The sequence below is a fragment of the Magnetospirillum sp. WYHS-4 genome (genome assembly GCA_039908345.1).
In the GTDB taxonomy this organism is placed as follows: domain Bacteria; phylum Pseudomonadota; class Alphaproteobacteria; order Rhodospirillales; family GLO-3; genus JAMOBD01.
In genome coordinates this window covers 1-22,942 of sequence record JAMOBD010000018.1, presented here as the reverse complement: position 1 = coordinate 22,942, position 22,942 = coordinate 1, and the positions used below count along the sequence as shown (strand labels likewise).

The 22,942-nt window shown below is 65.3% G+C and carries 30 protein-coding genes and 1 pseudogene; 8 read left to right on the top strand and 23 right to left on the bottom strand.

What is annotated here, in order from left to right; genetic code table 11:
• Nucleotide 1: 1 nt before the first annotated feature.
• From gatC to H7841_07335, 7 genes are all read right to left on the bottom strand, one after another.
• The gene (gene gatC, locus H7841_07365; protein ID MEO5336695.1) at nt 2–289 is read right to left on the bottom strand and encodes an Asp-tRNA(Asn)/Glu-tRNA(Gln) amidotransferase subunit GatC; all 288 of its coding nucleotides are present in this window, start codon (nt 287–289) and stop codon (nt 2–4) included.
• A gap of 237 nt (nt 290–526) precedes the next feature.
• Nucleotides 527–2,155, bottom strand: coding sequence for a nitrite reductase (locus tag H7841_07360; GenBank protein ID MEO5336694.1), 1,629 nt, complete (start codon nt 2,153–2,155; stop codon nt 527–529).
• Nucleotides 2,156–2,457: 302 nt separating this feature from the next.
• Nucleotides 2,458–3,036, bottom strand: a complete 579-nt coding sequence (locus H7841_07355) for a DUF2269 family protein (GenBank protein ID MEO5336693.1) — start codon at nt 3,034–3,036, stop codon at nt 2,458–2,460.
• 1 nt (nt 3,037) lies between these two features.
• Complete coding sequence (locus tag H7841_07350; GenBank protein MEO5336692.1) at nt 3,038–3,508, bottom strand: DUF2269 family protein; 471 nt, start codon at nt 3,506–3,508, stop codon at nt 3,038–3,040.
• Nucleotides 3,509–3,949 carry a MarR family transcriptional regulator gene (locus tag H7841_07345; protein ID MEO5336691.1) on the bottom strand — a complete coding sequence of 147 codons (441 nt, stop codon included), beginning with the start codon at nt 3,947–3,949 and terminating at the stop codon, nt 3,509–3,511. It lies immediately after the preceding gene.
• Between the two features lie 242 nt (nt 3,950–4,191).
• On the bottom strand, nt 4,192–4,626 hold the full coding sequence (gene paaI, locus H7841_07340; protein ID MEO5336690.1) for a hydroxyphenylacetyl-CoA thioesterase PaaI: 435 nt from the start codon (nt 4,624–4,626) through the stop codon (nt 4,192–4,194).
• A gap of 12 nt (nt 4,627–4,638) precedes the next feature.
• Nucleotides 4,639–5,199: an HNH endonuclease gene (locus H7841_07335; GenBank protein ID MEO5336689.1), complete on the bottom strand. Its 561-nt coding sequence runs from the start codon at nt 5,197–5,199 to the stop codon at nt 4,639–4,641.
• Nucleotides 5,200–5,329: 130 nt separating this feature from the next.
• Here H7841_07335 and gluQRS point away from each other — a divergent pair, with 130 nt between their 5' ends.
• Together gluQRS and H7841_07325 are read left to right on the top strand one after the other, a co-directional pair.
• On the top strand, nt 5,330–6,160 hold the full coding sequence (gene gluQRS, locus H7841_07330; protein ID MEO5336688.1) for a tRNA glutamyl-Q(34) synthetase GluQRS: 831 nt from the start codon (nt 5,330–5,332) through the stop codon (nt 6,158–6,160).
• Between the two features lie 195 nt (nt 6,161–6,355).
• Nucleotides 6,356–6,571: pseudogene (locus H7841_07325) on the top strand (hypothetical protein).
• 57 nt (nt 6,572–6,628) lie between these two features.
• Here the strand turns inward: H7841_07325 and H7841_07320 are convergent.
• Together H7841_07320 and H7841_07315 are read right to left on the bottom strand one after the other, a co-directional pair.
• Nucleotides 6,629–7,054, bottom strand: a complete 426-nt coding sequence (locus H7841_07320; GenBank protein ID MEO5336687.1) for a type II toxin-antitoxin system VapC family toxin — start codon at nt 7,052–7,054, stop codon at nt 6,629–6,631.
• Nucleotides 7,054–7,314, bottom strand: coding sequence for a type II toxin-antitoxin system Phd/YefM family antitoxin (locus H7841_07315; GenBank protein MEO5336686.1), 261 nt, complete (start codon nt 7,312–7,314; stop codon nt 7,054–7,056). The genes H7841_07320 and H7841_07315 overlap by 1 nt, the downstream gene beginning before the upstream one ends.
• A gap of 91 nt (nt 7,315–7,405) precedes the next feature.
• Here H7841_07315 and H7841_07310 point away from each other — a divergent pair, with 91 nt between their 5' ends.
• The gene (locus tag H7841_07310; protein MEO5336685.1) at nt 7,406–7,741 is read left to right on the top strand and encodes a DUF6441 family protein; all 336 of its coding nucleotides are present in this window, start codon (nt 7,406–7,408) and stop codon (nt 7,739–7,741) included.
• Nucleotides 7,742–7,745: 4 nt separating this feature from the next.
• Here the strand turns inward: H7841_07310 and H7841_07305 are convergent, their stop codons facing one another.
• Together H7841_07305 and H7841_07300 are read right to left on the bottom strand one after the other, a co-directional pair.
• Nucleotides 7,746–8,072, bottom strand: a complete 327-nt coding sequence (locus H7841_07305) for an XRE family transcription factor (GenBank protein MEO5336684.1) — start codon at nt 8,070–8,072, stop codon at nt 7,746–7,748.
• Complete coding sequence (locus H7841_07300) at nt 8,050–8,325, bottom strand: BrnT family toxin (GenBank protein MEO5336683.1); 276 nt, start codon at nt 8,323–8,325, stop codon at nt 8,050–8,052. Before H7841_07300 ends, H7841_07305 begins: the two co-directional genes overlap by 23 nt.
• Before the next feature lie 233 nt (nt 8,326–8,558).
• On the opposite strand from H7841_07300, the gene H7841_07295 reads away from it, so the two are divergent.
• The 4 genes from H7841_07295 (at nt 8,559) to H7841_07280 (ending at nt 12,647) form a co-directional block, all read left to right on the top strand.
• Nucleotides 8,559–8,855 (top strand): transposase, encoded by a 297-nt coding sequence (locus H7841_07295; GenBank protein ID MEO5336682.1) that lies wholly within the window; start codon nt 8,559–8,561, stop codon nt 8,853–8,855.
• A gap of 502 nt (nt 8,856–9,357) precedes the next feature.
• On the top strand, nt 9,358–10,125 hold the full coding sequence (locus tag H7841_07290; GenBank protein MEO5336681.1) for a phytanoyl-CoA dioxygenase family protein: 768 nt from the start codon (nt 9,358–9,360) through the stop codon (nt 10,123–10,125).
• A gap of 93 nt (nt 10,126–10,218) precedes the next feature.
• Nucleotides 10,219–11,784 carry an AAA family ATPase gene (locus H7841_07285; GenBank protein ID MEO5336680.1) on the top strand — a complete coding sequence of 522 codons (1,566 nt, stop codon included), beginning with the start codon at nt 10,219–10,221 and terminating at the stop codon, nt 11,782–11,784.
• Nucleotides 11,781–12,647: a universal stress protein gene (locus tag H7841_07280; GenBank protein ID MEO5336679.1), complete on the top strand. Its 867-nt coding sequence runs from the start codon at nt 11,781–11,783 to the stop codon at nt 12,645–12,647. Before H7841_07285 ends, H7841_07280 begins: the two co-directional genes overlap by 4 nt.
• On the opposite strand, the gene H7841_07275 is transcribed toward H7841_07280, so the two are convergent.
• The 9 genes from H7841_07275 to H7841_07235 all read right to left on the bottom strand — a co-directional run bounded on the left by H7841_07275 (nt 12,634) and on the right by H7841_07235 (nt 18,558).
• Entirely contained in the window at nt 12,634–13,353 is a 720-nt protein-coding gene (locus H7841_07275) for a DUF1624 domain-containing protein (protein MEO5336678.1), read from the bottom strand. The two genes, H7841_07280 and H7841_07275, sit on opposite strands and share 14 nt — an antisense overlap.
• A 94-nt stretch (nt 13,354–13,447) precedes the next feature.
• Nucleotides 13,448–15,409, bottom strand: a complete 1,962-nt coding sequence (locus H7841_07270; GenBank protein ID MEO5336677.1) for an NAD(P)-binding protein — start codon at nt 15,407–15,409, stop codon at nt 13,448–13,450.
• A 175-nt stretch (nt 15,410–15,584) separates the two neighbouring features.
• Nucleotides 15,585–16,265: a transglutaminase-like cysteine peptidase gene (locus H7841_07265; protein ID MEO5336676.1), complete on the bottom strand. Its 681-nt coding sequence runs from the start codon at nt 16,263–16,265 to the stop codon at nt 15,585–15,587.
• A 44-nt stretch (nt 16,266–16,309) separates the two neighbouring features.
• Nucleotides 16,310–16,660 (bottom strand): hypothetical protein, encoded by a 351-nt coding sequence (locus tag H7841_07260; GenBank protein MEO5336675.1) that lies wholly within the window; start codon nt 16,658–16,660, stop codon nt 16,310–16,312.
• Between the two features lie 300 nt (nt 16,661–16,960).
• Nucleotides 16,961–17,272 carry a cytochrome c gene (locus H7841_07255; protein ID MEO5336674.1) on the bottom strand — a complete coding sequence of 104 codons (312 nt, stop codon included), beginning with the start codon at nt 17,270–17,272 and terminating at the stop codon, nt 16,961–16,963.
• 1 nt (nt 17,273) lies between these two features.
• Complete coding sequence (locus H7841_07250; protein ID MEO5336673.1) at nt 17,274–17,480, bottom strand: hypothetical protein; 207 nt, start codon at nt 17,478–17,480, stop codon at nt 17,274–17,276.
• A gap of 15 nt (nt 17,481–17,495) precedes the next feature.
• The gene (locus H7841_07245) at nt 17,496–18,014 is read right to left on the bottom strand and encodes a hypothetical protein (GenBank protein MEO5336672.1); all 519 of its coding nucleotides are present in this window, start codon (nt 18,012–18,014) and stop codon (nt 17,496–17,498) included.
• A 23-nt stretch (nt 18,015–18,037) separates the two neighbouring features.
• Nucleotides 18,038–18,310: a hypothetical protein gene (locus tag H7841_07240; protein ID MEO5336671.1), complete on the bottom strand. Its 273-nt coding sequence runs from the start codon at nt 18,308–18,310 to the stop codon at nt 18,038–18,040.
• On the bottom strand, nt 18,307–18,558 hold the full coding sequence (locus tag H7841_07235; protein MEO5336670.1) for a hypothetical protein: 252 nt from the start codon (nt 18,556–18,558) through the stop codon (nt 18,307–18,309). Before H7841_07235 ends, H7841_07240 begins: the two co-directional genes overlap by 4 nt.
• A gap of 108 nt (nt 18,559–18,666) precedes the next feature.
• Here H7841_07235 and H7841_07230 point away from each other — a divergent pair, with 108 nt between their 5' ends.
• Nucleotides 18,667–19,467: a hypothetical protein gene (locus H7841_07230; GenBank protein MEO5336669.1), complete on the top strand. Its 801-nt coding sequence runs from the start codon at nt 18,667–18,669 to the stop codon at nt 19,465–19,467.
• 1 nt (nt 19,468) lies between these two features.
• Here H7841_07230 and H7841_07225 read toward each other — a convergent pair whose 3' ends face one another.
• The 3 genes from H7841_07225 to hflK form a co-directional block, all read right to left on the bottom strand.
• Entirely contained in the window at nt 19,469–20,914 is a 1,446-nt protein-coding gene (locus tag H7841_07225) for a DegQ family serine endoprotease (protein ID MEO5336668.1), read from the bottom strand.
• Nucleotides 20,915–21,032: 118 nt separating this feature from the next.
• Nucleotides 21,033–21,902, bottom strand: a complete 870-nt coding sequence (gene hflC / locus H7841_07220; GenBank protein ID MEO5336667.1) for a protease modulator HflC — start codon at nt 21,900–21,902, stop codon at nt 21,033–21,035.
• On the bottom strand, nt 21,902–22,942 hold a 1,041-nt coding region (hflK, locus tag H7841_07215), incomplete at its 5' end, for an FtsH protease activity modulator HflK (GenBank protein ID MEO5336666.1). The genes hflK and hflC, both read right to left, overlap by 1 nt.

Below are 22,942 nucleotides of genomic sequence, written 5' to 3'. Positions count from 1 at the left end.
CCTACTCCACCACCTTGGGAACGCAGTAGAAGCCGTCCTGGACCTCGGGCCCGTTGGCCAGCACCTTGTCCTGGCAGTTGCCGTCGGTCACCGCGTCGTCGCGGCGCGGCAGGCCGACGTCGGCCACCGAGGCCAGCGGCGGCACGCCCTGGGTGTCGACCTCGGAGAGTTGTTCGACGAAATGCAAGATGTTGTTCAACTCGCCCACCAGGGGCGCGAGTTCCTCGTCCGGCACGCGGATGCGGGCCAGGAACGCGATCTGCTTGACCGTGTTGGTATCCAGCGACATGGCGCCCCGCTTTCAGGTCTGGAAATGGCGGCGGAAGGTAGCATCCCCGGCAGAGCGGAGCAAGCCGGGGGCGATAGGGGTGTCGCCGACATGCCATGTCGCCGCCGCCCGGCCTCCGGCCAACGGGAGGCAGTTCAGCCATTTCATCGGCGTCGGAGATGAGCAAGGAGGCCGGCCAAAGGAAAACCCCGGGGACATGGTCCCCGGGGTTCCCGTTCGTGTCTTCGGCCAGACGACTTAGTAGATGTCGTGCTGGGTATTGTAGACGTTGAACTTGCCGGTCGGGGTGATGATCTTGGGATCCTTGATCACCGCCTTCTTGGCACGGGTCTTGTCGTCCAGGACCACGATCGCGGACGGATCGGTCTTGCCCGCCCAGACGGAGAACCAGACTTCGTCGCCGCCCTCGTTGTACTCGGCATGGACGGCGCGCTGCACCGCCTTGGTCTCGCCCAGTTCGGCCATCTTCGAGATGTTGATGGTGGCCGGACCCTTGTCGAGGTTGGCGAGGTCGTAGACCGTGACCGACTCGGCCGCTTCGCGCTCGGGCATCAGCGGGGCGTCGGCCCACAGGTTCTTCGACTTCGGGTGGGTCTTGACGAACAGCGAACCGGAACCGTGCATCTTCAGCTCGGCCACGACCTTCCAGGCGCTGTCCTTGTGCTTCTCCGGATCGGTGCCGATCAGGGTGATCACGTCGGCGCCGAGGTGGGAGGTCGCCCAGACCGGGCCGAACTTCGGATGGTTGAAGTTGGCGCCGCGGCCGGGGTGCGGCTTGGGCTTGGTGTCGACCAGGGCGGCGAGCTTGCCTTCCTTGGTGTCGACGACGGCCACCTTGTTCGAGTTGTTGGCGGCAACCAGGAAGTAACGCTTGGAAGCGTCCCAACCGCCGTCATGCAGGAACTTGGCGGACTCGATGGTGGTCTCCTTCAGGTTCTTGATGTCGGAGTAGTCCACCAGCTTGATCAGGCCGGTTTCCTTCAGATTGATCACCCACTCGGGCTTGATCTGCGAGGAAACGATCGAGGCGACGCGGGGTTCCGGGTGGTACTCGCCGTCCACCGTGGTGCCGCGGGTCGAGACGATCTTCAACGGCTCGAGGGTCAGGCCGTTGAGAACGGCGTACTGCGGCGGCCAGTAAGAGCCGACGACCGCGTACTTGTCTTCGTAGCCCTTGAACTTCGAGGTATCGACCGAACGCGCGTCGATGCCCACCTTCATGGTGGCGACGGTGGTCGGCTTGTCGTACCACATGTCGATCATGTCGAGACGGCCGTCGCGGCCGATCACGTACACGTAACGGCCGGAGAACGACAGGCGCGAGATATGCACCGCGTAGCCGGTCTTGACGATACCCCAGATCTTCTTCGTATCGCCGTCGATCAGGGCCACTTCGCCCGTATCGCGCAGCGTCACGGAGAAGACGTTCTTCAGGTTGACCTTGCTCTGCGGCGCGGTCGGACGCTTGTCCACCGGCACGTGCAGCTTCCAGGACGCCTTCATGTCCTTCATGCCGAACTCCGGCGGAATGTCGGCCGGGGTCTGCACGTAGGTAGCCATGTTCTTGATTTCATCCTTGGTCAGGATGTCATCGAAGTTGGGCATGCCACCCTCGGTGCCGAGAGCCAGGATCTTCTCCAGGCGCTGCTGACCGAGCTTCATCGAGTTCGCCGGCTCCAGGTTCTTGCCCGTGGCGCCCTTGCGCAGGGTGCCGTGGCAACCCGCGCAGCGCTCGAAGTAAACCTTGGCGCTGGCTTCCTTGGCCTCCTTGGACATGGTGGGCGCCGCCGCGTCTTGGGCGTAGGCCGTCCCCATGGCCAAGGGCAGGCTCGAAAGGATCAGGGCATTCCGCAATGCCTTCAACATACCTCTCCTCCTCCTCCTCTTAAGTCGACAAAGGACCCCCGCGCCCTTCCGACTAAAGTATGGGCGCCAAGCGTCTCCATTGGAAAGCATGCCTCCCTTCAGGGCGGCTGTCCAGCAACTTCTGCAAGGATTTCCGTGGCTTGACCTAGATCAAGCGCAATAAATCAGGTCGGCGTCACATTCAAATTGTTTCAAACCAAAGGCGGTCCAGGATTCTACGGATCGACCGTTCCGGTCCTGTTTTCCCTGGGAGGAAACCGGGATTCGAAGCGGCTTCGCCACGGAGAGGTCCGGAATGGTCCTTACGGCGTCGAGGCGCTTCCAAGGGCCGGGGTCCGGCTCGCCACAAGGGCCATCGTACCCCCGGCCGACAGGGCCAGGGCCAGGGCGGCCAGGATAGGCCACCATTCGTCCGGACGCGCCGCCCCGCAGAACAAAATGACGCCGAACAGGGGCAGGTCGAGAAAGTGGGCGGCTTGGCCCAAGGGCTGGCGGACCCGGCGGCGCACCTCCGGCGTCAGCTCGGAGCCAAGGTTCCGGGCCAGGCGCAGGCTGCGGCGGAACTGGATTCGGGTGACCGTGTTGCCTTCGACGAACTCGAACAGGAACAGTGCCCACATGCCGGTCAGCCAGGGTTGGTCGAAATAGCCGACGCCCAGGAGGGAGACCAGCAGCAGGCCGCTGCCGGCGAGCAGGAGCGCTCCGGGCAGCGCCAGGGTGTCGTAGAAGACGGCCGTGTACCAAGTCGCTTCGGCGAAGCGGACGGGATCGGCGACCCGCCAGGACCGCAGTTCCGAGACGAAGACGGCCAGCAGCCCCCCGCCCAACAGTACGGCACCGCCCAGATGGGCGAAGCGTAGCCAGAGGTAATAGTCGGCCATCCTAGCCCTCCTTGCGCCCGAGGGACGGCTTGACCACGCCCAGGACCACCGCCGCCACGGCCAGCAGCAGGTTCAGGGCGCCGAAGGCCGATTCCCGGCCTTTGAGGGCGGCGAATCCGCCGATATCGCCAGCCCGCGCCGCTTCCAGCAGCGCCGCGGCGGTGGGCAGCATGACGGTGAAGGCCGAAAGGGCGATGAGCGGCAGGGCCAGGGCATGGAGCGCCAGCCAGCGTTGGCGGGCGGGGTGCAGCCGGCCGCGGATCGCCAGGGCCAGGCCGCTGAGAGCCAGCAGTCCCAGGCCGGGCAGGGTCAGGCCCCTGGTGGCGACCTCGATGGCCTGGCGTCCAATCAGCATGGCGGCCGGATCGCTGGCCGATCCGGGCACGAATCCCTGCGCGATATGACCCAGGATGCTGCCCAGGAACATCGCCAGGCCCAGCAGGTGCAGGACCTTCAGGGTCTTGGTTATCATCTATTCTTCCTCCAGGCGGCGGCGCAAATCGCGCAGGAGGCCGGCCGCCGCCGCGAGCCGCCCACTGCCCAGCCCCTGGGCCACGCGGTCGGCCCAGACGGCTTGGCGGCGTTCGATTTCCGCCAGGGCGGTGCGGCCCCGTTCGGTGGGATCGACCAGTTTGGCCCGGCGATGGGCCGGGTTGTCGCGCCAGGCAAGGAAGCCTTCGGCGACCAATTCGTTGGCCACCCGCTGCACGGCCTGGCGAGTGAGCCCCATGGCACGGGCGATGCCGGAAACCGTCCGCGGCTCTTCCGCCAAGGCCCCAAGGACCTGCCAACGCGCACTGGTCAATCCCAGGTCGGCCACCAACCGATCCCCGGCCGCCAACAATCGTCCGTTCAGCCGGAATGTCTCCAACAACAGATCGGTAAAAGCTTCGCCCTCGTCCGAACGCACCATAGCCCTGCCTCCCTGATACGACAGTACATTGTCATAGTGACAGCATAGAGTCAATATTCATCGCGTCATACATGGCGTAACCGGTGAGTGGCTGCCCTCAATCTGGCGACGGGGTCGATGCCAATGCGTTGTCGGTGATATACGACATGATCCTTTACGGATACCGTGCATGTGTTCCCGATCAACCTCCTCCGGAGGGCACGGACGAACACGAGTTCGCTGCCGTGTAGTACGGGACCGCCTTACGGATCGAGCGGCGCCAGGTGGCCCTCGATCTGCCGGGAATGGCCGCGGAAGAGGGCGACGATCTCGCCGGCTTGGTTGGTGACCGTGACGTCGCAGACGCCGCTGCGGCGCACCAGAACCGTTTCCACCGCCTCGGCGGTCAGGGTGTCGCCGATCTTCGCCGGGCCGACGAAGGTGATGGTGCAGTTGGCGGCCAGGGCGATACGGTTATGCGAGTTGCAGGCGTAGGCGAATGCCGTGTCCGCCAGGGCGAAGGTGGCCCCGCCGTGGCCTATGGCGGCGGCGTTGCTCATGTCCGGGCGCACCGTCATGGTGCAGCGGGCGTAGCCGGGGTGGATTTCGTCCAGCTTCACCCCCAGGTGCCTGGCCAGCAGGTCGCCTTCGCCGATGAAACGGCCGACCGCATCGGCCGTTTCCTGTGCCTTGGTCATGGGAATTCCCCCTCAAGCCTGGTCGAGGACCGTATCCCAATACAGGAAGTCGGACCAGCCTTCATGCAGGTAGTTGGGCGGGAAGGCCCGGCCATGTTCCTGCAGCAGATGGGCGCTGGGCGGTTGGGGCGGCCGTTGCAGGACCATGCCGACTTCGCGCGGCAGGCGGCTGCCCTTGCGCGAATTGCAGGGCGCGCAGGCGGCCACCACGTTGTTCCAGGTGGTAAGCCCCCCGCGCGAGCGCGGCACGACATGGTCGAAGGTCAGGTCCTCGCTGGCAAAGGGCCGGCCGCAATACTGGCAAGCGAAGCGGTCGCGCAGGAAGACGTTGAACCGCGTGAAGGCCGGGCGCTTGGCGGGAGCCACGTATTCCTTGAGCGAGATCACGCTGGGCAGGCGCATCTCCCAGGACGGCGAGCGGACCACCCGGTCGTATTCAGAGACCACCGCGACCCGGTCCATGAAGACCGCCTTGACGGCTTCCTGCCAGGACCAGAGCGAAAGGGGCAAGTAGGAAAGCGGACGGAAGTCCGCGTTCAAGACCAGGGCGGGATAATGCTCTCCGGCCGCCATCGGGCGTCAGTCCCTCCTTAAGCTTGGCGGAGAATACTATATCTTGTGGGGAATTGCCAATTCCTCCCCCAATGAAATTTTCATGGCGCGCCCCTTGCCTCGGCGGAAAAGACGGGGACAATGCCACCCCATGACTCCTTGCTCCGTCGTCACCCGTTTCGCCCCCAGCCCGACCGGCTTTCTGCACCTGGGCCATGCCCATTCGGCTCTGTTCGCCTTCGAGACGGCGCGGGCGGCGGGCGGCCGCTTCCTGCTGCGCATCGAAGACATCGATCCGGGCCGCTGCCGGCCCGAGTTCACGGAAGCCATCTTCGAGGACTTGGCTTGGCTGGGACTGGAATGGGAGGAGCCGGTGCGCCGCCAGTCGGAGCATCTGCACGACTATCGCGCCGCTCTCGCCCGGTTGGAAGGCTTGGGCTTGCTTTATCCCTGCACCTGCACGCGCAAGGAGATCATGGACGAGATCGCCCGCGCCCCCCGCGCCCCCCACGGGCCGGAAGGCGTCCTCTACCCCGGCACCTGCCGCGGCCGGCCGATGGCGGCCGGGAAGGAAGCGGCGCTACGCCTCGACATCGCCAAGGCGCTTGCCCTGGCCGGGCCGCTGACCTGGCGGGACCGGGAGGCGGGCATCGTCCGGGCCGATGCGGCCCTCTTCGGCGACGTGGTGCTGGCCCGCAAGGACGTACCGACCAGCTACCACCTGTCGGTCGCCCTGGACGATCACCTGCAGGGCGTCTCCCTGGTCACCCGCGGAATGGACCTGTTCGAGGCTACCCACGTGCACCGCTTGCTCCAGGCCCTGCTGGGCCTGGAGGTGCCCGGCTACCATCACCATCGGCTGCTGGTGGGTGAGGACGGCCGCCGCTTCGCCAAGCGCGACCGTTCGCTGGCGCTGCGCTCCCTCAGGGCTGCGGGGCATTCGCCGCAGGAGGTACGGCGGATGGTGGGATTTTCGATGTGATACATGACCTCTTGGCCGGTCTCGGGCGGCCAATGAGGCCAGGGTGATCTGAAGGGGAACGAACCTGCCCGTCCTGCCCGCCGATTGCGGGCGCAAGGCCCGCGCGCCCATCACGGCCGCCATGCCTGCCGACGCCCCGTCAAGGGAATGGGCCACGGATGATGGGGTGGACGGTCCCTGCTCACCGGCGTCGTAATGCGCCAAAGTGGTCGTTTGGAAGCAGGCCATCGAGGGGGCCGTCCATTGCGGCGAGGCGAGGTCATCAGGTTTTTCAGCAAGCTGGGGCCGTGTCTGGTGGGGATGGAGGCGTGTGCGTCGGCGCATTACTGGGCGCGTGAGGTCGTGAAGTTGGGGCACGAGGTGCGGCTGCTGCCGCCGGCCTACGTCAAGCCTTGGTGCCAAGGTAAAACTCCAGTGGTAGCAAGGATTTGGTCTCCGGAGCCTCGGCGCTCGTCAATCCCGGCGACGTCAGTGGTGGGGAGGTGGATCGAACGGATTGATCACCGAGACACCGGTCGGGGTGAAGTCGGAAACATTGCGCGTTGCCACCGTCAGGCCATGTTCGAGCGCGGTGGCTGCGATCGTCAGGTCGAGCCCCTTGTTGCCAGTCCGGTGAGACAGGCGTCCCCATCGGCGGGCGACAGCCACGGTGACCGGAAGGACGCGTCCCTCATAGGCGCGCAGCACCACGTCCAGCCAAGCAGCAAGGTCATCGGCGAAAGGTGGGTTCATCTCACGCTGCCGTTTGATGCCACGTTCGATCTCGCCGATGGTTACCACGCTGACGAACAAGTCCTGGGAGCGGACCTTGGCGATCCACGCAACCACGTTGGGATTTCGCTGTTCCTGCCGTTTGCGCAGTTCCGAAAGCACGACCGTGTCGAGCAGGAACATCAGAATCCGGTCTCCCGCATGCGGCCGTCGAGACGGTCGAACTCACCGCCATCGGTCGGCATGGACAGCAGGTGATCGGCGAAAGTCGGGACCTTCAGATGCTCCAGGTGACGCAGCCGGGCGTATTCGTCGGCCGCCAGGACGACGACGGTCGGCTTGCCGTGCTTGGTCACCGTTTGCGGCTCGCCGTGGCGGGCTGCCTCGACGACCTCGCTGAAATGGTTCTTCGCATCTTGTACTGACCAAGTCGGCTCGGCCATGACGACACATTCTGGCTAGAAATTATGTCCAGAATATGAGAGGTGCCACGGCCGGAGTCAAGCCTATTCCCCCGGACCTCTTCGGATTGCCATGAACGGCCTTCCCCATCTTGCCTCCCGCCTGCTCGGGACGCCGCTGAAGGTCGCGCATCCCAAGCTGGACGTCATCCTAGGCGTGCTCGGGCCCCGGCTGAGTGGCGGTGCCCTGGAGCCCCTGGATATCGGCGCCGCGCTCGGCCGGCAGTTGGAGATCCCCCGGGAGGGCATCGCCATCCTGCCGGTCCACCGGTACCCTGGTCAGCCGCTGTTCATCCTGGTGCCACAGGTCACCGTCAGGAAGCGCCTCGACGTGGTCGCCGCCGCCGACAAGTGGATCGCCGAACTGCCCCGGCTGGTCGCCCGAAACTGGCGGGGGCGGGGACGCTGAGAGGTCAGCCTTGCAGCGACTGGGCCACCATCTCGGGATTGCGGGCGATCACCCGGAGGTAGGCGCGGGCCGTGGTGTCGGGCTGCTTCCGGCCCTGCTCCCAATCCCGGAGCGTCCCCACCGGAATGCGGTATCGGGCCGCGAACCGGCCCTGCGACAGTCCGGTCGATGTCCGGATGGCCTTCACGTCCACCGGCAGGATCTCGGGGGCCAGGTTCGGATCTGCGGCGATCTGGCGCTCGATCTGCTCGTCCGTCGTCGCGTCCACGGCGGCCCAGTCGGTCTTCGCCAGGGCGGCCTTGGTCATTTCAGGCGTGATCTTGCGGGTCATAGGCTCGTCTCTCCCTCGAGTTGGCGCGGCGAAGGGAAATGATGCGGCGGACTTCGCCGCGGTCGGTGAACACACAGACGAACAGGCGTCCGGCGATCCGGCCGTACGCGACCTGACGACGTTCGCCATAGTCCCGGCGGTCATCGTCCGCCACATGCAGCAAGTCCTCGAACGGCAGCGGAGCCAGAGCCAGGGAAAGACCCCGCTCCGCGACGTTCGGCTCTTCCTTCGCCTGGTCGAACTCATATTCCACACCGTCATTATACGGCCAAGCCGTATGTCATTCAAGCGCGGCATACGGCTCGGCCGCACGGCCCAGGAAATCCACCATGACCAGTCGTGAGGCAATCCTCTCGGCGCTGTTCGAGCGCCTGCGGACGATCACATACGCCAATTGATCGATGTTGCGTGCCCTCCAAGAGGTTCAGGATCAGCGTCCTTCGAGGCCCTGAACAAACCCCATGTCGTTGGAATGCTCGGCGGTGCATGCTTGTCACGTACCAGCCCGGCCTCAAACTTCAGCGTATCGCCCAGCGTTTCCGCCAGAACCTCTTCGTCTTCGTCACCAACCGTGCCAACCCGGCCACCAACAACGGCTCCGAGCAGGCGCTCCGACCCCGCGTCATCTTCCGCAAGGTCACCAACAGTTTCCGATTCCGAGGGGGCGCAGGCCTTTACGCCAACGTCAGGTCCGTCCTCGAAACCGCCCGACGACGAGGCATCGGCATCCCGCGCGCCATCCGCCTCACCCTCGACGGAACCGCCCTGCCGGCGGCAGCGTAGCTACGCTCCACCAGCGGGGGGACAATTACTAATTTTGCGTGTGCGTTTTCGGCATTCATAGTCATTGCCGCAGTCAATAATGAAAGGCATGTCTTAACTTTTTTCTCCATCGGAAGCATTCCTTTTCCCGAGCGCCCTTGGCAGGCCGGGCTGTATTTGTTTAGACAGATTCCCGCTGAATTCTAGCCCGTATTGCCCGGATAGATTGCCAACTCGTCCATACTTCCCGTAAAAATAGACCGGCTCATGACTCCTGGAAAGTGCCGAACCGCGTCGAGCGGAATGGAGACTAGGTTCAGACTCGCCTGGGAGAATAAGTTTTTGGCGGGCGCCTGCTCTAAAAAGGTCGTTCTCCGACGTCGGCTGCCCGGTCCGGGCATGCCTGCTATCGCAAAATGGGGCCCGCTTTCTCGAATTGGTCCTTTTCCCCCGATTGTCAGCTTCGTGACGGGAGGCTATGCTCCGCGTCCCGATTTTCATTGGACTTAGAGGAATTCGTATCATGGCGTTGTCCAAGGACGAGGTCGAGCTGTTCCACAAGCGGGGCTTCCTTGTGTTCAAGGGCTTCTTCGGCGCGGACGAGATCAAGAAGATCTCCGACTTTCTGGACCGCCTGCGCGATACCGACGCGCAGGAAGGCAAGGAGGCGAAATACTACGAAAAGAGCCCGGTCAACGGCGAGACCGTGCTGGTGCGCGTCGAGAACCTGTTCGGCGGCCTCAACCCCGATATCGAAAAGATCATGATCGGCGACAAGGCCAAGGCCATCCTGACCGACCTGTTCGGCGAAGCGCCGGTACTCTTCAAGGAGAAGGTGAACTTCAAGCTGCCCGGCTGCCGCCCCGACAAGCTGCATCAGGACCAGGCGGCCGGCTGGAACGCCTACAGCAAATTCTTCATCAGCATGGGCATCGTGGTCGACGCCAACCGCAAGGAGAACGCCGCGCTGAGCTTCCTGTGCTCGGGCAACTACAAGAAGGAGCTGATGGGCCCCGAGTGGCAGGTGCTCACCCATGACGACCCGCCCTACAAGCCCGAGGACGAATACATGCTGATCGAGGCCGATCCGGGCGACGTGATCTTCTTCGATTCCTACGTGCCGCACGGCTCGCCCTCCAACACCAGCGCCAAGGGCCGGCGCAACATCTTCCTTACCTTCAACCGCGCTTCCGAGGGCGACATGCGGATGCGCTACTATACTGACAAGTGGAAGAACTACGCCCCCAACAAGGCTTCGGAGGCCCGCGCCGACGCCAGCTACCGCGTTTGATCCGACGTCCCCGCCCCATCCCGGCCAGGCCGCCGGGGTGGGGCGGACATCGGCCCGGTTCCCAACTTCCGGTTGGCAGGGTACACTGCCGCCATGATCGTCGAGGACCAATCCGCCGTCATCGACTTCCTCTCGCGGCCCGAGGCCTTCGGGGTCCGGGAATGGCGCGTGGAAAGAATCGATACCCACATTTCCAGCATCTTCCTGCTGGGCGATCGGGCGCTCAAGCTGAAGCGCGCCGTTGTCTACCCCTATCTCGACTTTTCGACCCCCGACCGGCGCCGCCGGTTCTGCGAGGAAGAGGTAACGGTCAATCGCCGCACCGCGCCGGGCATCTACAAGGGTATCCTGCCGGTCGTGCGGCGCGCCGATGGCAGCCTCGCGCTGGGCGGCGAGGGCGAGGTGCTCGACTGGGTGGTCGACATGGCGCGCTTCGACGACAACAACCTGCTCGACCGCGTCGCGCAGCGCGGCGGCCTCGACCGCCGTCTGATGGGCGGCCTGGCGGAAGCGGTGGCCCGATTCCACATGGAGGCCGAGGAGCGCCCCAATCGGGGGGGCAAGCTGGGCCTGCTGGGCGTCCTCAAGGGCAACGCGGCGGCCTTCGGGCAGCTGCCGCCCGGCTTGCTGGACACCGCCAAGACGAAACGCCTCGATCAGGCCTGCCTGGAGGCCCTGGACCGCTGGGGCCCGGGCCTGGAGGCCCGGCGCCGCCTGGGTAAGGTCAGGCACTGCCATGGCGATCTGCACTTACGCAATATCTGTCTGATCGAGGGGCGACCGGTCCTGTTCGACGCCATCGAGTTCAACGACGACTTCGCCGACATCGACACCTTCTTCGACCTGGCGTTCCTGCTGATGGACCTTGACCACAGGCGACTCCGCGGGCTGGCTTGCTTCCTGATGAACGAGTACCTGGACATCACGGGAGACGGCAGCGGCCTGCCTGCGCTGCCCCTGTTCCTCGCGCTCCGCGCCGCCATCCGCGCCCATGTCAGCGCCACCGCCGTGGGCACCATCGCCGACATTACCGAGGTCGCACGCCTGCGCGGCGAAGCGCGCGCCTACCTGGACGCAGCCTTGGCCTATCTGGCACCGCCCGCCCCCCGCCTGGTGGCGGTCGGCGGGCTGTCGGGCAGCGGCAAATCCCGCATGGCCCGCGAGGTGGCGCCGTTCCTGGGCGCGGCACCCGGCGCCCGCGTGCTGCGCACCGACGTCATCCGCAAGCGGCTTCTGGGCGCCAGCCCCCTGCAGAAGCTGCCCAAGTGGGGCTATGCCAGCGACATCACCCAGCAGACCTACCATGTCTTCGAGGAGGCGGTGCGCGCCACCCTGAAGGGTGGCCATTCCGTGGTGGCCGACGCGGTTTTCGCCAAGCCGGACCAGCGCGACGCCATGGCGCGCATCGCCGTCGACGTCGGTGTCGAGTTCCACGGCCTCTGGCTGGAAGCCCCGCCCGACGTCATGCTGGAACGGGTGGAGAAGCGCATCGGCAACGCCTCGGACGCCGACGCCGAGGTGGTCATCATGCAGCAGGGCTACGATCTGGGACCCATCTCCTGGGCAAGGGTGGACAGCAGCGGACCTCGGGAGCAGACTTTAAGCCAGGGATCGAGGATTCTGGGATTGCGCGCCATGCAGGAAGGACACCGGAAATGACCATCAAGACCATTCTCGTGCCGGTCAACGGCACCGCCGATTCCCAAGTCGCCCTGGAAACCGCCATGACCCTGGGGCGCGACCTGGCGGCCCATGTCGTGGCCTTGCACGTGGCGGCCGACGCGCGCGATGCGCTGCCCTTGCTGGGCGAGGGCATGTCGGGACCGATGATCGAGGATATGATCGACATGGCGGCCCGGGAAATCGCCATCCGCAAGGCTCGTGCCCGCGAGATCTTCGATACCTTCGTCGGCCGTTATCGCGTTGCCTTGGACCGCGAGGCGCCGGGTCCCGGAGACCTGTCCGCCGAATGGGCCGAGACGACCGGGCCCGAGGACGGCGTCGTGGCCCGGCGGGGCCGGATGGCGGATCTGATCGTGGTCGGCGGATCGGCCAAGGACGACATTGCCCGTGCCTTGTCCCTCAACGCCGCCCTGTTCGAGACCGGCCGCCCGGTCCTGGTGGCGCCAGGCACCGCGCCGACCATGATCGGCCGCCATGTGGCGGTGGCCTGGAACGGCAGTCCGCAGTCGGCCCGCGCCGTGGCCGCCGCGCTTCCGCTCCTGCGCAGAGCCGACCGGGTGACGGCGCTGGCCGCCGGCCGGGTGGACGAACCGGGTGCCTCCCTGGACGATCTGGTGGCCTATCTGGCTTGGCACGACATCGTTGCCGACGCTTGGTCTCTCGAATTGGGCCCCGGCCAGGATGTGGGAACGGTGATTCTCGATCATGCGGCGAAGGCGGAGGTCGACCTGCTGGTCATGGGCGCCTTCACCCATAGCCGCATGCGGGAATTGATCCTGGGCGGCGTCACCCGCCATATGCTGGAAAAGGCAGCCGTTCCGCTGTTCATGGCGCACTGACCAAGGCAATGAGATAGACCAGCCCGAACAACAGCGGCTGGTGGAGCATGTAGACGGCCAGACTGTGACGGCCGAGCCAGGCCGGGGGAATCAGGAAGCGGGGAAGGCCGCCCGTGGGAACGAGGTTCCACCGCCCCGCCGCCGTCCCTAGCAGCACCCAACCCACCCAGGGGAACAGGGGAACGTAGTCGACCGTGCTCGGCCGCAGAGTCGCCAGCCCCAGCCAAAGCAGGGCCGGCGCATCGAAGATCGGTGCGGCGAACAGCCAGGGTGCGGCCAAGCAAAGCAATCCCCCCGCCACCGCCGTCCGCGGAGAGCCGCGCAGAAAGGGTAACGCGGCCAAGCTGGACAGCGCGATGCAATGGAGGATGCCGAAGAACACGTATTGCGCCGGGAAGGCCGCCCAGGTGGCAAGCGTGATGATCCCCGCACAGGCGGATACCAGCCCCAGGCGACGCAAATAGCGCGCCCGATTCGCCCCCGCCCGCCACCAAAGCGCCAGACCGATCCCGACGATGAACAGGAACAGGGCGGCGATGAAGCGGGGATAGAAGATCCAGGCCGGGGCGCTGAACAAGGGGATGTCGGCCAGACCGAAATAGACCAAGTCCCAGGCCAGATGGTAGCTGGCCATCAGCAGCAGGGCCAACCCGCGCATCACGTCGAGGAGCGGCAGCCGGGAAGGGGAACCTTGTCCATCGGTCACGGCGCGATCCTGCCACAAGGGACGAAGGAGATGATAACGAAAAGGCCCGCCCCTTCGAAGGGCGGGCCTTGCGTCGATGACGAAGTGCCGGACTTTATTCGCCGAGGCCCATCTGGATGTAACCGGTCGGGCAGACGTCCTTGCAAACGTGGCAGCCGATGCATTCCGAATATTCCGTGAAGACATAGCGGCCGACGGCCCGCTCCTTGGTATTGTGGCGCTTCACGGCGGTCTGCGGGCAGAAGATCATGCAATTGTCGCATTCGAAGCACATGCCGCAACTCATGCAGCGCTTGGCCTCGTCGACCACCTGGGCGTCGGTAAGGCCCTTGGTGCGTTCCTCGTAGTTGCCAAGAACGGTGTCGGCGGAGATCTTGATCTCTTCCCGCTTGTTGCGGTCGACGAACTTGAAGTGGCCGAGGAACAGTTCGTGGTGGGTCACGATCTCCTTGGTGGAGCGATCCTCGTAATTATGGATGGCGAACTTGGCCGCCGAGGTGCCATGGACGTTGCCGCCCTTGAAGGCTTCCGGCTCCAGCTTGCGCTGATGCAGTTCCTCGAGCAGGTTGAAGTGGTGCTTGTCCACCTTGGGACGGATGGGCACCTCGCCCTGGGCGAGAAAGACGTCGATCTGCTCGGCGGCGATGGAGCCATGGCCGATGGCGGTGGTCAGCAGGTGTGGACGGATCACATCGCCGCCGGCGAAGTGGCCGGGCGCGCCCTTGACTTGATAGGCGGCCTTGGTGTCGATGGCGACGAACCCGCGGCCGTTGTCCATGGCTTCCAATCCCTCCATGTCGCCCGACTGGCCGATGGCGGCCACGATCAAGTCGGCGTAGAGGTTGAATTCGGTGCCCTGGCGGGGAATCGGCGTCATGCCGTCCATGTCGCACTCGCACATCTTGAGGCCCTTGGCGCGCCCGGTCTCGTCCTTGAGAATTTCAAGGGGCATGACGCTGCCGCGGATTTCGACGCCTTCGCACATGGCGTCCTCGCGCTCGCGTTCGGCGGCCATCATGCCCTCGACCGGGAACAGGGACGTCAGAACCACCTCGACGCCTTCGCGCCGGCCGCTGGAGGCGACGTCATGGGCGGTATTGCCCCAAACCACGTTCTCCGGGCGGTCGCTCTCGCGGGCGTGGTGAATCGCGCCGATGCGGCGCGCCACCGAAGCCACGTCGATGGAGGTGTCGCCGCCGCCCACCACGATCATGCGCTTGGTGGTGAACTGCAGGCGGCCTTCGGCGAAGGCCTTCAGGAAGGCGACGCCGGACACGCAGTTGGGAGTGCCTTCCCAGCCCGCGATCGGCAGCCCGCGGCCCTTCTGGGCGCCGATGCCCCAGAACACGCCGTCGAAGTCCTTCTTGAGCTGGTCAAGGGAAATGTCTTTGCCGACGCGGGTATTGAGGCGGACCTCGACGCCCAGGTCAAGGATGCGCCGGGTCTCGGCCTCCAGGACGTGGGGGGGAATGCGGTAGTTCGGGATACCGAACTCCATCATGCCGCCCAGCTTGGCATTGGCTTCGAACAAGGTAACCTTGTGGCCCTTCTGGCGCAGGAAGTAGGCCGCCGACAGGCCGGCCGGACCACCGCCCACCACCGCGACCTTCTTGCCGGATTCCTTTTCCGGCTTGGGCAGGGCGAGCTTGTTCTCGATGGCCCAATCGCCGACGTACTGTTCCACCGCGTTGATGCCGACGTAGTCTTCGACCTCGTTGCGGTTGCAGCCCGACTGGCAGGGAGCAGGGCAGACGCGGCCCATGATGGCCGGGAAGGGATTGGCTTTGACCATGCGCTCGAAGGCGTAGGCCTGCCACGGACGGCCGTCGGCCGGCTTGTCCTGGCCGCGGGCGATGGCGAGCCAGCCGCGGATATCGTGGCCGGAAGGACAACTGCCCTGGCAGGGCGGCGTGCGGTGGACGTAAGTGGGGCACTTGTAGGAAAAGCCCGATTCCAGGACAACCTCGGTCAGGTCGTCGTAGGTGTTGTCACCCTTCTTGAAGCGCAGATAGGTATGGCCGCCGCGCTGGCCGGCATCCTGAATCTTGGCATCCATCGGCACGCTCCTTCTTGTCCTCCTGCGGCTCCGGGGGAACGTGGGTTCGCCCGGCCTCCGGTTCCGGGCGGAGACTATATTAGGCAGGCCTAATACAGTAAAGACGGAATATGCCCCCCGGACGCGATTTTCGCCTTGTGCACCGCACAATTCCGCCGCATTGCGGTATGGACGATCAGGCTGGCCGGTGGCGCCACCAGGCCTGGGTGTTGATTGAGAAGATGGGCTGGTAGTGGCGCACGGTCTTGGCCTCGACGGCCTGGGGAATCTGGTTGTCGAGCAGCCAGGTCTTGCCGTCCAGGAAGACCACCAGGACGGCATGGCCGATCTTGAGGTTGAGATCCTGCACGGCAACGACGCGCAACTGGTCCGGCTTGAACCCCAGCTTGAGCAGGGAGATGAACTTGGCGATGGCGTAGTCCTCGCAATCCCCGTACTTGGAGAAGAATTCCCCCGGCGTCGACCAGAAATCCTTCTGCCCCCAGTTGGGTTCGTCCTCGGTGTATTTCGCCTTGTTCATGAACCGGTTGACCTCGATCATCTGGGTCTGGCGGTCCTGGTCGAGCTGGCCGCGCAAAAAGGCGGACCAGTCGTCGTAATGGCATTTGGTGAACTTCTTCGACTCGCAGCCGCCCTTCTGCGCCTCGGCCGCCTCCTTGGTGAAGCGCTCCAGCATGCCGGTCCATTTGTTGAAGGCCGACAGATCGGAGGAGCGGGTTTCCACCGTGTTGAAGAAGCTGGGGGCGGGAGCGGAGGGCAACGGCGGCGCGGCGTCGGCCGGCCCCGCCCGTCCCGGTACGGGAACGGCGGCAAGGAGGGCCATGAAGAATGCGACGGCAACCCGCATGGACGGCATGGTAACCCCGCCTCGCTCGTCCGACAAGGCCATGCCTGGGGCCGTCACCCCTTCGGCGCGAGGGAGAATTCCAGGTTGCGGCCGGCGGCGACAGCAGCCTGAGCGCAATCGCCGATCACGGTCAGGATGGCGGCGCGGTGGGGATCGGCGTCGTCCTTCAGGTAGCCGCAAAGTGCCGCCACATTGCCCGATTCTCCGGGAATGAAGGTTGCCTTGCCCTCGGTCATCAGGCCAACCAGAATGCCCCCCAGGCACCCGCCGGCCTCGCGGATGCCGACCCGGTCCTCGGGCATCTCGACGGTCCCCAGCCAGTCGACCAGGGCGAAGCAGGTGTCGTTGAACGCCTGGAGGTCCATGCCAGCCACCGCCCGGGTATTCGCCTCGGTCCCGCTCATGCCGTCTCCCCCTTCCTCTGCTGTGCAATGTCTGACAGAAAGTCGGACGGGAGGAAAGCTCTATCGCAACGGGCCCGCGACCATCCCGAGGGCCACCCGCAATTCCTCGTGGCGGGAGAAAATCCGGCCTCACGAAATTGTGAGACGGATGTGATGAGCGTCGCGGCGCAACTCAGTGTAAAAGAGTCCTCAACGACCCGGCCGGAGGCGCTCCTCCCCTCCCCCCCAACGCCTCCGGCCCCCCCTCCTCTCAGCGCTGAAGCCGGGTTCGACGACCCGGCTTTTCATTTTGCGCCCGCCTTACTTGCGGCCGCGCAAGCTCATCAGATAGGCGACGATGGCGTCGATGTGGGGCAGGGCAAGCTGGAAATCGGGCATCTGGCCATGAGGCCGCACGAGGAAGCCCTTCAGGCCCGCCTCGGTGGTCTGGGGCCGGTCGGCGATGGACTGGAAGGGGGCCACTGCGTCGGTTCCGCCACGGTTGGCTTCCACCACGTGGCAGGAGGCGCACCAGCGCACGGCCAGAGCCCGCCCGGCATCCGCTTCGTCCGACGCGGCTAGCGCTCCCTGCGCCCAGAAGATCGCCGCCACCACCGCCAAGATTCGCGGCATGTCAGTGCCCGAAGGTTTTTTCATAGAGATTGAAGGCCTTTTCCGCATAGTCGACCGAATCGCGATGCTCGACCATCTTGCCGCCGATCACCGAGAGATCAAGTTCGAGCGCCTCCATCAGAAGGTCGGCGACTTCCCTTCGGTTTTCCGTGCAGGCCGCCTCCAGGGCGGCGACGATGGCATCGCTGAGGCGGCGTGTCTCGGTCATGGACGAAATCCTTTGTCAGTCGCAACGCACGGCGCAGTCCGTTCCCGGCGTACCGCAGGAAACCTTGCCGATCCCAAGTACCGGCTTGTCCTTCCCCGGTAGCCGGCAGATGGCCGGAGCACGCGCGATCATGGTAAAGCCGTTCTCGTAGAAACAAGTGAGCTTGCAGGCGGTCGAGGCGCACTCCAGCGCCACGTCGATAGCCTTCGATTGCTTGATCTTGGCCCCCTGGGCGCCGCAGCCGAGATACCCCTGGAAGGGATCGGCCTCGGGCCCGGCCTCCCAAAGCGCCACATCTTTCAGCTTGGCGAAGGTTTCGTACTTGGCGCATTCCGGAACGTTGGGATTGTTGCTCTCGGCCCTCTGGCGGACGCAGGTCTCGTCCCAGTAGTGCCGCAATTCGCTCTCGCTGGGACAGGTGCCAACGCGCCGTGCCCCCCCCAGGTCGGGGCAGGAAACAAGCGTCTCCGCCGACGACGGCAGGCCCGCCGTCATGCCGACGATCAAAGCCACGAGGCCCAGAACGAACCGCATCCTTCCCTTCTCCGTCATTGCGTCTATTGCATCGTCCCTTGCGGCCGGGTGGTGAAGTTCCCCGCCAGGATTTTCTCCGGAACCGTGGATAGAATGGCTGCGGCCTTGGTTTCGCCGAATACGGCGACCATGTTGTTGACGGCCGCCGACAGGGCGACGATCGCCATCTTCTCGGGGGCGATGCCTAAGGCGGGCGCCTCGGCGAACACGGCCAGCAGGCGTTCGATCGCCAGGGATTGCTGTTCGGCCTCGGTCAGCGACCGGGCCGGACCGGCCAGGATATCGTCCGCCATCATACGTCCTTTTCCACGTCGATGTCGCGGCTGCGACGGCCGTAATGATCCGTCAAGTCGGGCCCCGAAGGGACGACGGAAGGCTTGGCCTTGCCGTCCTCGGCCCGGCGGTGATCGAATGTCTTCATCAGGACTTCTTGTTGCTGGCGCGCCAGCCGCAGATAGGATTCCATCATGATCTTCGCCATGCCGCCCATGCCTTCCAGGATGGATTGGTGGAAACGGACGTAGCTGGACCAGGGATTGTACATGGCTGACCTCCGGGAAGCGCGCCTCGCCCTCCAGCTTACCTCCGTCGGGCGCCGGCCTCCTACAGGAAAATGGAGGGCAGGCAGGGTCATTTGTGCTAGGCTGCCGGGATGCATGGACCCGAGTGCCTGATCCTTGGCGCGGCGCGGGGATACGGCTTGGCGCAGTTGCGGCCGTTCCTGGTCTCGTTGCGTGCCACCGGCTACCGTGGCCGTCTCTGCCTTTTGATGTCCACCGACGCCGACCCCGCTACCGTGACGGCTCTGGAGCGGGCTCGGGTGATCGTCGAGCCTTTCGATCTGCCGACCCGGCCAGCCGTGGAGGTCAATACCGCTCGTTACTTGAAATACCTGGAAGTCCTGCTCGCCCATCCCTGCGAGCAGGTTTTCCTGACGGACACCCGCGACGTGATCTTCCAGGCCGACCCTTTCGCCCTGGATCTCACGACGTCCACCTGCTTCTTCATGGAACCGGACACCGTGACCCTGGGGACCTGCGCGACCAACAGCCATTGGCTGAGGGCGGCGTTCGGCAAGGCGATGGCGGCCCGCATCGGAGATCGGCCGATTTCCTGTTCCGGCACGACCCTGGGAACCCGGCGGGGCATCCTGGACTATCTGAAAGCCATGATCGGCGCGATGGCAGAGGCCGATCCGGCCGCTCTGACGGTAACCGGGATCGACCAGGCGATCCACAACATGCTGATCCAGGACGGACGTCTATCCGACTTCAGCCTGTCGGCGAACGGACGGCACGTCCTGACCATGGGGCACCTGCCGCGCGAGTCGGTAACGCTACGTCCCGACGGCATCGTCGCCAATGCCGACGGCACGATGCCGGCCGTCGTCCACCAGTACAACTACCCGCGCCACGAAGACATCTGCCGCGCGGTGCTGGACAAGTACCGCTGACTCAGTCCTTGCCGTCGATCTTCACCACGACGAAGCGGGCGCCGCCCTGGCCCTGGACCAGGAACATCACCGACTTCTTGCCGCCCTTCTTCAGGTCGTCGACCTTGGCCTTGACCTGGGCGGGGGCGGAAACCGGTTCCTGATTGACCTCGGAAATCAGATCGCCGGCGCGAAAGCCCTTCTCGGCCGCCGGGCTGCCCGGCTTGACGCTGACCACGACCACGCCCTTGGCGTCCTCGGGCAGGCTGAACCGTTCGCGCAACGGCTTGTTGGGCGCCGCCAGGACCAAGCCGACTTGCGGCACGTCGATCGTGCCGGCCTGTCCGCGCTCGCCACCCTTTTCGGGGGCTGCGGCCACCTTGCTCTCCTCGTCGTCCAACTCGCCCAGGACCACCTTGACCGTCTGCTTCTTGCCGCCGCGCCAGAGCACGACATCCACCGGCTTGCCAACCGGTGTCTCGCCGACCATGCGGGGCAGCTTGCGCATCTCGTTGACCGAATGGCCGTCGAATTCCAGGATTACGTCGCCGGCCTGAATCTGGGCCTTTTCGGCGGGGCCGCCCTTGGAGACGCTGGCCACCAGGGCGCCTTGGGCTTCCTTGAGGCCGAGGCCGTCGGCCAGTTCCTCGGTGATGCCCTGGATATGCACGCCCAGCCAGCCGCGCTTGACCTGTCCGTGCTTGATCAGCTGCTCGACCACCGGCCGGGCCGCCCCGGCGGGGATGGCGAAGCCGATGCCGACGCTGCCCCCCGAGGGAGAATAGATGGCCGTGTTGATGCCGATCACCTCGCCCTGGAGGTTGAACATCGGACCGCCGGAATTCCCCCGGTTGATGGAGGCGTCGGTCTGCAGGAAGTCGTCGTAGGGCCCGGAATTGATGTCGCGGCCGCGTGCCGAGATGATTCCGGCAGTCACCGTGCCCCCTAAGCCAAAGGGATTGCCGATGGCGAGAATCCAGTCGCCGACCCGGGCCTTGTCCGAATCGCCGAAGCCCACGGGCTGCAGCTTGTGGTCGGTCTTGATCTTGAGCACCGCCAAGTCGGTCTTGGCGTCGCGCCCCACCACCTTGGCTTCCACCCGAGTGTTGTCGTGCAGGATGACGTTGATTTCCTCGGCGTCCTGGATGACGTGGTTGTTGGTCACGATATGGCCGGCGGCATCGATGACGAAGCCCGACCCCAACGAGGTCGCCTTGCGCTTCTGCTGCGGGCGGCCCTTGTCGAAGAATTCCTTGAAGAAGTCCTCGAAGGGGGACCCGGGCGGGAGTTGCGGCAACTCGGGCATGTCGGCACGGCCTTCGATATGCTGGGTGGTCGAGACGTTGACCACCGAGGGCAGCAGCTTTTCGGCCAGATCTGCGAAGCCCTCCGGAGCCGGACGCGCCCAGGCACCCGAGCACAGACCCAACGCCACCACGCCCGCCAGGGCGGCCTTCATGCGACGCATCACGGCAAAATCTCCATCCATCCGACAACCCTTGTCATCCATTTAGCCCCCGCCGGGACGCCGCGCAACCTGCGTGGCGATCAAGGCGGAAGAATGGCGGAGAATTCCGCCGGGCCCCTTACTTTTTCCGGTTCGCGGTTCCGAAGTAGCGGAAGAACTCCGAATCGGGCTTGAGCACCATCGTGGTACCCTCGCCGAAGGCCACCCCGTAGGCGTCCAGGCTGCGATAGAGGCCGAAGAACTCGGGATCGCGTCCGTAGGCGTCGTTGAGGATGGTGGTCCGGGTGGCGTCGCCCTCGCCGCGCAGCACCTGGGCCTCGCGCTGGGCCTCGGCCAGGATGATGGTCCGTTCGCGATCGGCATCGCCCTGGATCTTGGCCTTCAACTCGGCGCCCTCGGCCCGTAGCTGGGCCGCCTTGGCGAGGCGTTCGGATCGCATGCGGTTGTAGGTGGCCTGGGAAATGGCCTCGGGCAGGTCGGCCCGCCCGATGCGCACGTCCACCACCTCGACCCCGAACTCCTTGGCCTGGCCCTTCATCTGGTCGGCGATGATGTCCATGACCTGGGCGCGCTTCTCGGTCAGCAAATCGGCCAGCGAGACCTTGGCGACCTCGGAGCGCACCGACGAATTGAGCCGCCCGCCGAAGACCTGGCGGAAGTTGGCCTCGGTCACCGCCTTCTTGCGGTATTCCAGCGGATCGACGATGCGGAAGCGGGCGAAGGCGTCGACGATGATGCGCTTCTGGTCGGACAGCAGCACCTCCTGGCCCGGCGGGTCCAGGTCCAGGATGCGGCGTTCGTAGGTTTCCACGTTCTGCCAGGGGAGCTTGACCTTGAGGCCGGGCTCGCGCTCGACCCGGATCGGATTGCCGAATTGCAGCACCAGGGCCTGGTGGCGCTGGTGGACCGTGAACAGGCTGGTCGCGGCGAGGCCGACGGCGACGACGCCCACGACGCCCAGGATGGCCAGGGATGCCTTGCCGTTCATCACTTGGCTCCTTCGCGCTTCTTGAGTTCGGGCAGGGGAAGATAGGGCACCACGCCGCCGCTATCGCCGTCCTGGTCCACGATGACCTTCTGGGAATGGCGGAACACGTCCTCCATGCGCTCCAGATAGAGGCGCCGGGCGGTCACGTCCTTGCCCTGGGCGTAGGCGTCGTAGACGGAGATGAAGCGTTTCGCCTCGCCTTCCGCGTCCTTGATCGCCTTTTCCTTGTAGCCGCGCGCCTCGTAGATGATGCGTTCGGCTTCGCCCTTGGCCTTGGGGATGATGTCGTTGCGATAGGCGTTGGCTTCGTTCTGCTGGCGCTCCTTGTCCTGCAAGGCGCGCTGCACGTCGTTGAAGGCGTCGATCACCTCGGTGGGCGGGTCCACCTTCTGCAGCTTGACGTCGGAGATCATCACCCCGGTGCCGTAGTCGTCCAGGGTCTTCTGCATCAGTTCCTTGGCGTGCTGCTCGACCACCTGGCGGTTCTGTGTCAGGGTCCCTTCCAGGGGCGCCCGGCCGACCACCTCGCGCATCACGCTTTCCGCCACCACCTTGATGGTCACTTCCTGGTTGACGATGTTGAACAGGAAATCGGCGGCGTTCTTGATGCGCCACTGGACGACGAAATCGGCGTCGATGATCGCCTGGTCCGAGGTGAGCATCAGGCTCTCCTGCGGTACATCCCGCGATCCGGCGCCACGGCCGCTGGAGTCCTGCTGGCTGCCGCGAAAGCCGATGTTGATGACGTTGGTGCGTTCCACGTTGGGCTTGAGCACCTCGCCGAAAGGTTCCGGCAACCAGACGTGCAGGCCCGGGCCGGTACGCTGGACGAACTTGCCGAACAGCAGTTCGACGCCTTCCTCGCCCGGCTTGACCTGGTAGACGCCGCTGCCCAGCCACATCAGCACGGCCGCCATCAGCAGCACCACGAACCCGCGCCCGGCCCCGAGGCCGCCCGGCAGGATGGACTTGAAGCGGTCCTGGCCCCGGCGCAGCATCGCCTCGATGTCGGGAGGCCGGGGGCCGCCGCCGCCGCCTTG

What these genes read in the sequence shown, in the direction of transcription:
- gatC (MEO5336695.1), bottom strand. Translation starts at nt 289, where the DNA reads ATGTCGCTGGATACCAACACGGTCAAGCAGATCGCGTTCCTGGCCCGC.
- H7841_07360 (MEO5336694.1), bottom strand. Translation starts at nt 2,155, where the DNA reads ATGTTGAAGGCATTGCGGAATGCCCTGATCCTTTCGAGCCTGCCCTTG.
- H7841_07355 (MEO5336693.1), bottom strand. Translation starts at nt 3,036, where the DNA reads ATGGCCGACTATTACCTCTGGCTACGCTTCGCCCATCTGGGCGGTGCC.
- H7841_07350 (MEO5336692.1), bottom strand. Translation starts at nt 3,508, where the DNA reads ATGATAACCAAGACCCTGAAGGTCCTGCACCTGCTGGGCCTGGCGATG.
- H7841_07345 (MEO5336691.1), bottom strand. Translation starts at nt 3,949, where the DNA reads ATGGTGCGTTCGGACGAGGGCGAAGCTTTTACCGATCTGTTGTTGGAG.
- paaI (MEO5336690.1), bottom strand. Translation starts at nt 4,626, where the DNA reads ATGACCAAGGCACAGGAAACGGCCGATGCGGTCGGCCGTTTCATCGGC.
- H7841_07335 (MEO5336689.1), bottom strand. Translation starts at nt 5,199, where the DNA reads ATGGCGGCCGGAGAGCATTATCCCGCCCTGGTCTTGAACGCGGACTTC.
- gluQRS (MEO5336688.1), top strand. Translation starts at nt 5,330, where the DNA reads ATGACTCCTTGCTCCGTCGTCACCCGTTTCGCCCCCAGCCCGACCGGC.
- H7841_07320 (MEO5336687.1), bottom strand. Translation starts at nt 7,054, where the DNA reads ATGTTCCTGCTCGACACGGTCGTGCTTTCGGAACTGCGCAAACGGCAG.
- H7841_07315 (MEO5336686.1), bottom strand. Translation starts at nt 7,314, where the DNA reads ATGGCCGAGCCGACTTGGTCAGTACAAGATGCGAAGAACCATTTCAGC.
- H7841_07310 (MEO5336685.1), top strand. Translation starts at nt 7,406, where the DNA reads ATGAACGGCCTTCCCCATCTTGCCTCCCGCCTGCTCGGGACGCCGCTG.
- H7841_07305 (MEO5336684.1), bottom strand. Translation starts at nt 8,072, where the DNA reads ATGACCCGCAAGATCACGCCTGAAATGACCAAGGCCGCCCTGGCGAAG.
- H7841_07295 (MEO5336682.1), top strand. Translation starts at nt 8,559, where the DNA reads ATGCTTGTCACGTACCAGCCCGGCCTCAAACTTCAGCGTATCGCCCAG.
- H7841_07290 (MEO5336681.1), top strand. Translation starts at nt 9,358, where the DNA reads ATGGCGTTGTCCAAGGACGAGGTCGAGCTGTTCCACAAGCGGGGCTTC.
- H7841_07285 (MEO5336680.1), top strand. Translation starts at nt 10,219, where the DNA reads ATGATCGTCGAGGACCAATCCGCCGTCATCGACTTCCTCTCGCGGCCC.
- H7841_07280 (MEO5336679.1), top strand. Translation starts at nt 11,781, where the DNA reads ATGACCATCAAGACCATTCTCGTGCCGGTCAACGGCACCGCCGATTCC.
- H7841_07270 (MEO5336677.1), bottom strand. Translation starts at nt 15,409, where the DNA reads ATGGATGCCAAGATTCAGGATGCCGGCCAGCGCGGCGGCCATACCTAT.
- H7841_07265 (MEO5336676.1), bottom strand. Translation starts at nt 16,265, where the DNA reads ATGCCGTCCATGCGGGTTGCCGTCGCATTCTTCATGGCCCTCCTTGCC.
- H7841_07260 (MEO5336675.1), bottom strand. Translation starts at nt 16,660, where the DNA reads ATGAGCGGGACCGAGGCGAATACCCGGGCGGTGGCTGGCATGGACCTC.
- H7841_07255 (MEO5336674.1), bottom strand. Translation starts at nt 17,272, where the DNA reads ATGCCGCGAATCTTGGCGGTGGTGGCGGCGATCTTCTGGGCGCAGGGA.
- H7841_07250 (MEO5336673.1), bottom strand. Translation starts at nt 17,480, where the DNA reads ATGACCGAGACACGCCGCCTCAGCGATGCCATCGTCGCCGCCCTGGAG.
- H7841_07245 (MEO5336672.1), bottom strand. Translation starts at nt 18,014, where the DNA reads ATGCGGTTCGTTCTGGGCCTCGTGGCTTTGATCGTCGGCATGACGGCG.
- H7841_07240 (MEO5336671.1), bottom strand. Translation starts at nt 18,310, where the DNA reads ATGATGGCGGACGATATCCTGGCCGGTCCGGCCCGGTCGCTGACCGAG.
- H7841_07235 (MEO5336670.1), bottom strand. Translation starts at nt 18,558, where the DNA reads ATGTACAATCCCTGGTCCAGCTACGTCCGTTTCCACCAATCCATCCTG.
- H7841_07230 (MEO5336669.1), top strand. Translation starts at nt 18,667, where the DNA reads ATGCATGGACCCGAGTGCCTGATCCTTGGCGCGGCGCGGGGATACGGC.
- H7841_07225 (MEO5336668.1), bottom strand. Translation starts at nt 20,914, where the DNA reads ATGCGTCGCATGAAGGCCGCCCTGGCGGGCGTGGTGGCGTTGGGTCTG.
- hflC (MEO5336667.1), bottom strand. Translation starts at nt 21,902, where the DNA reads ATGAACGGCAAGGCATCCCTGGCCATCCTGGGCGTCGTGGGCGTCGTC.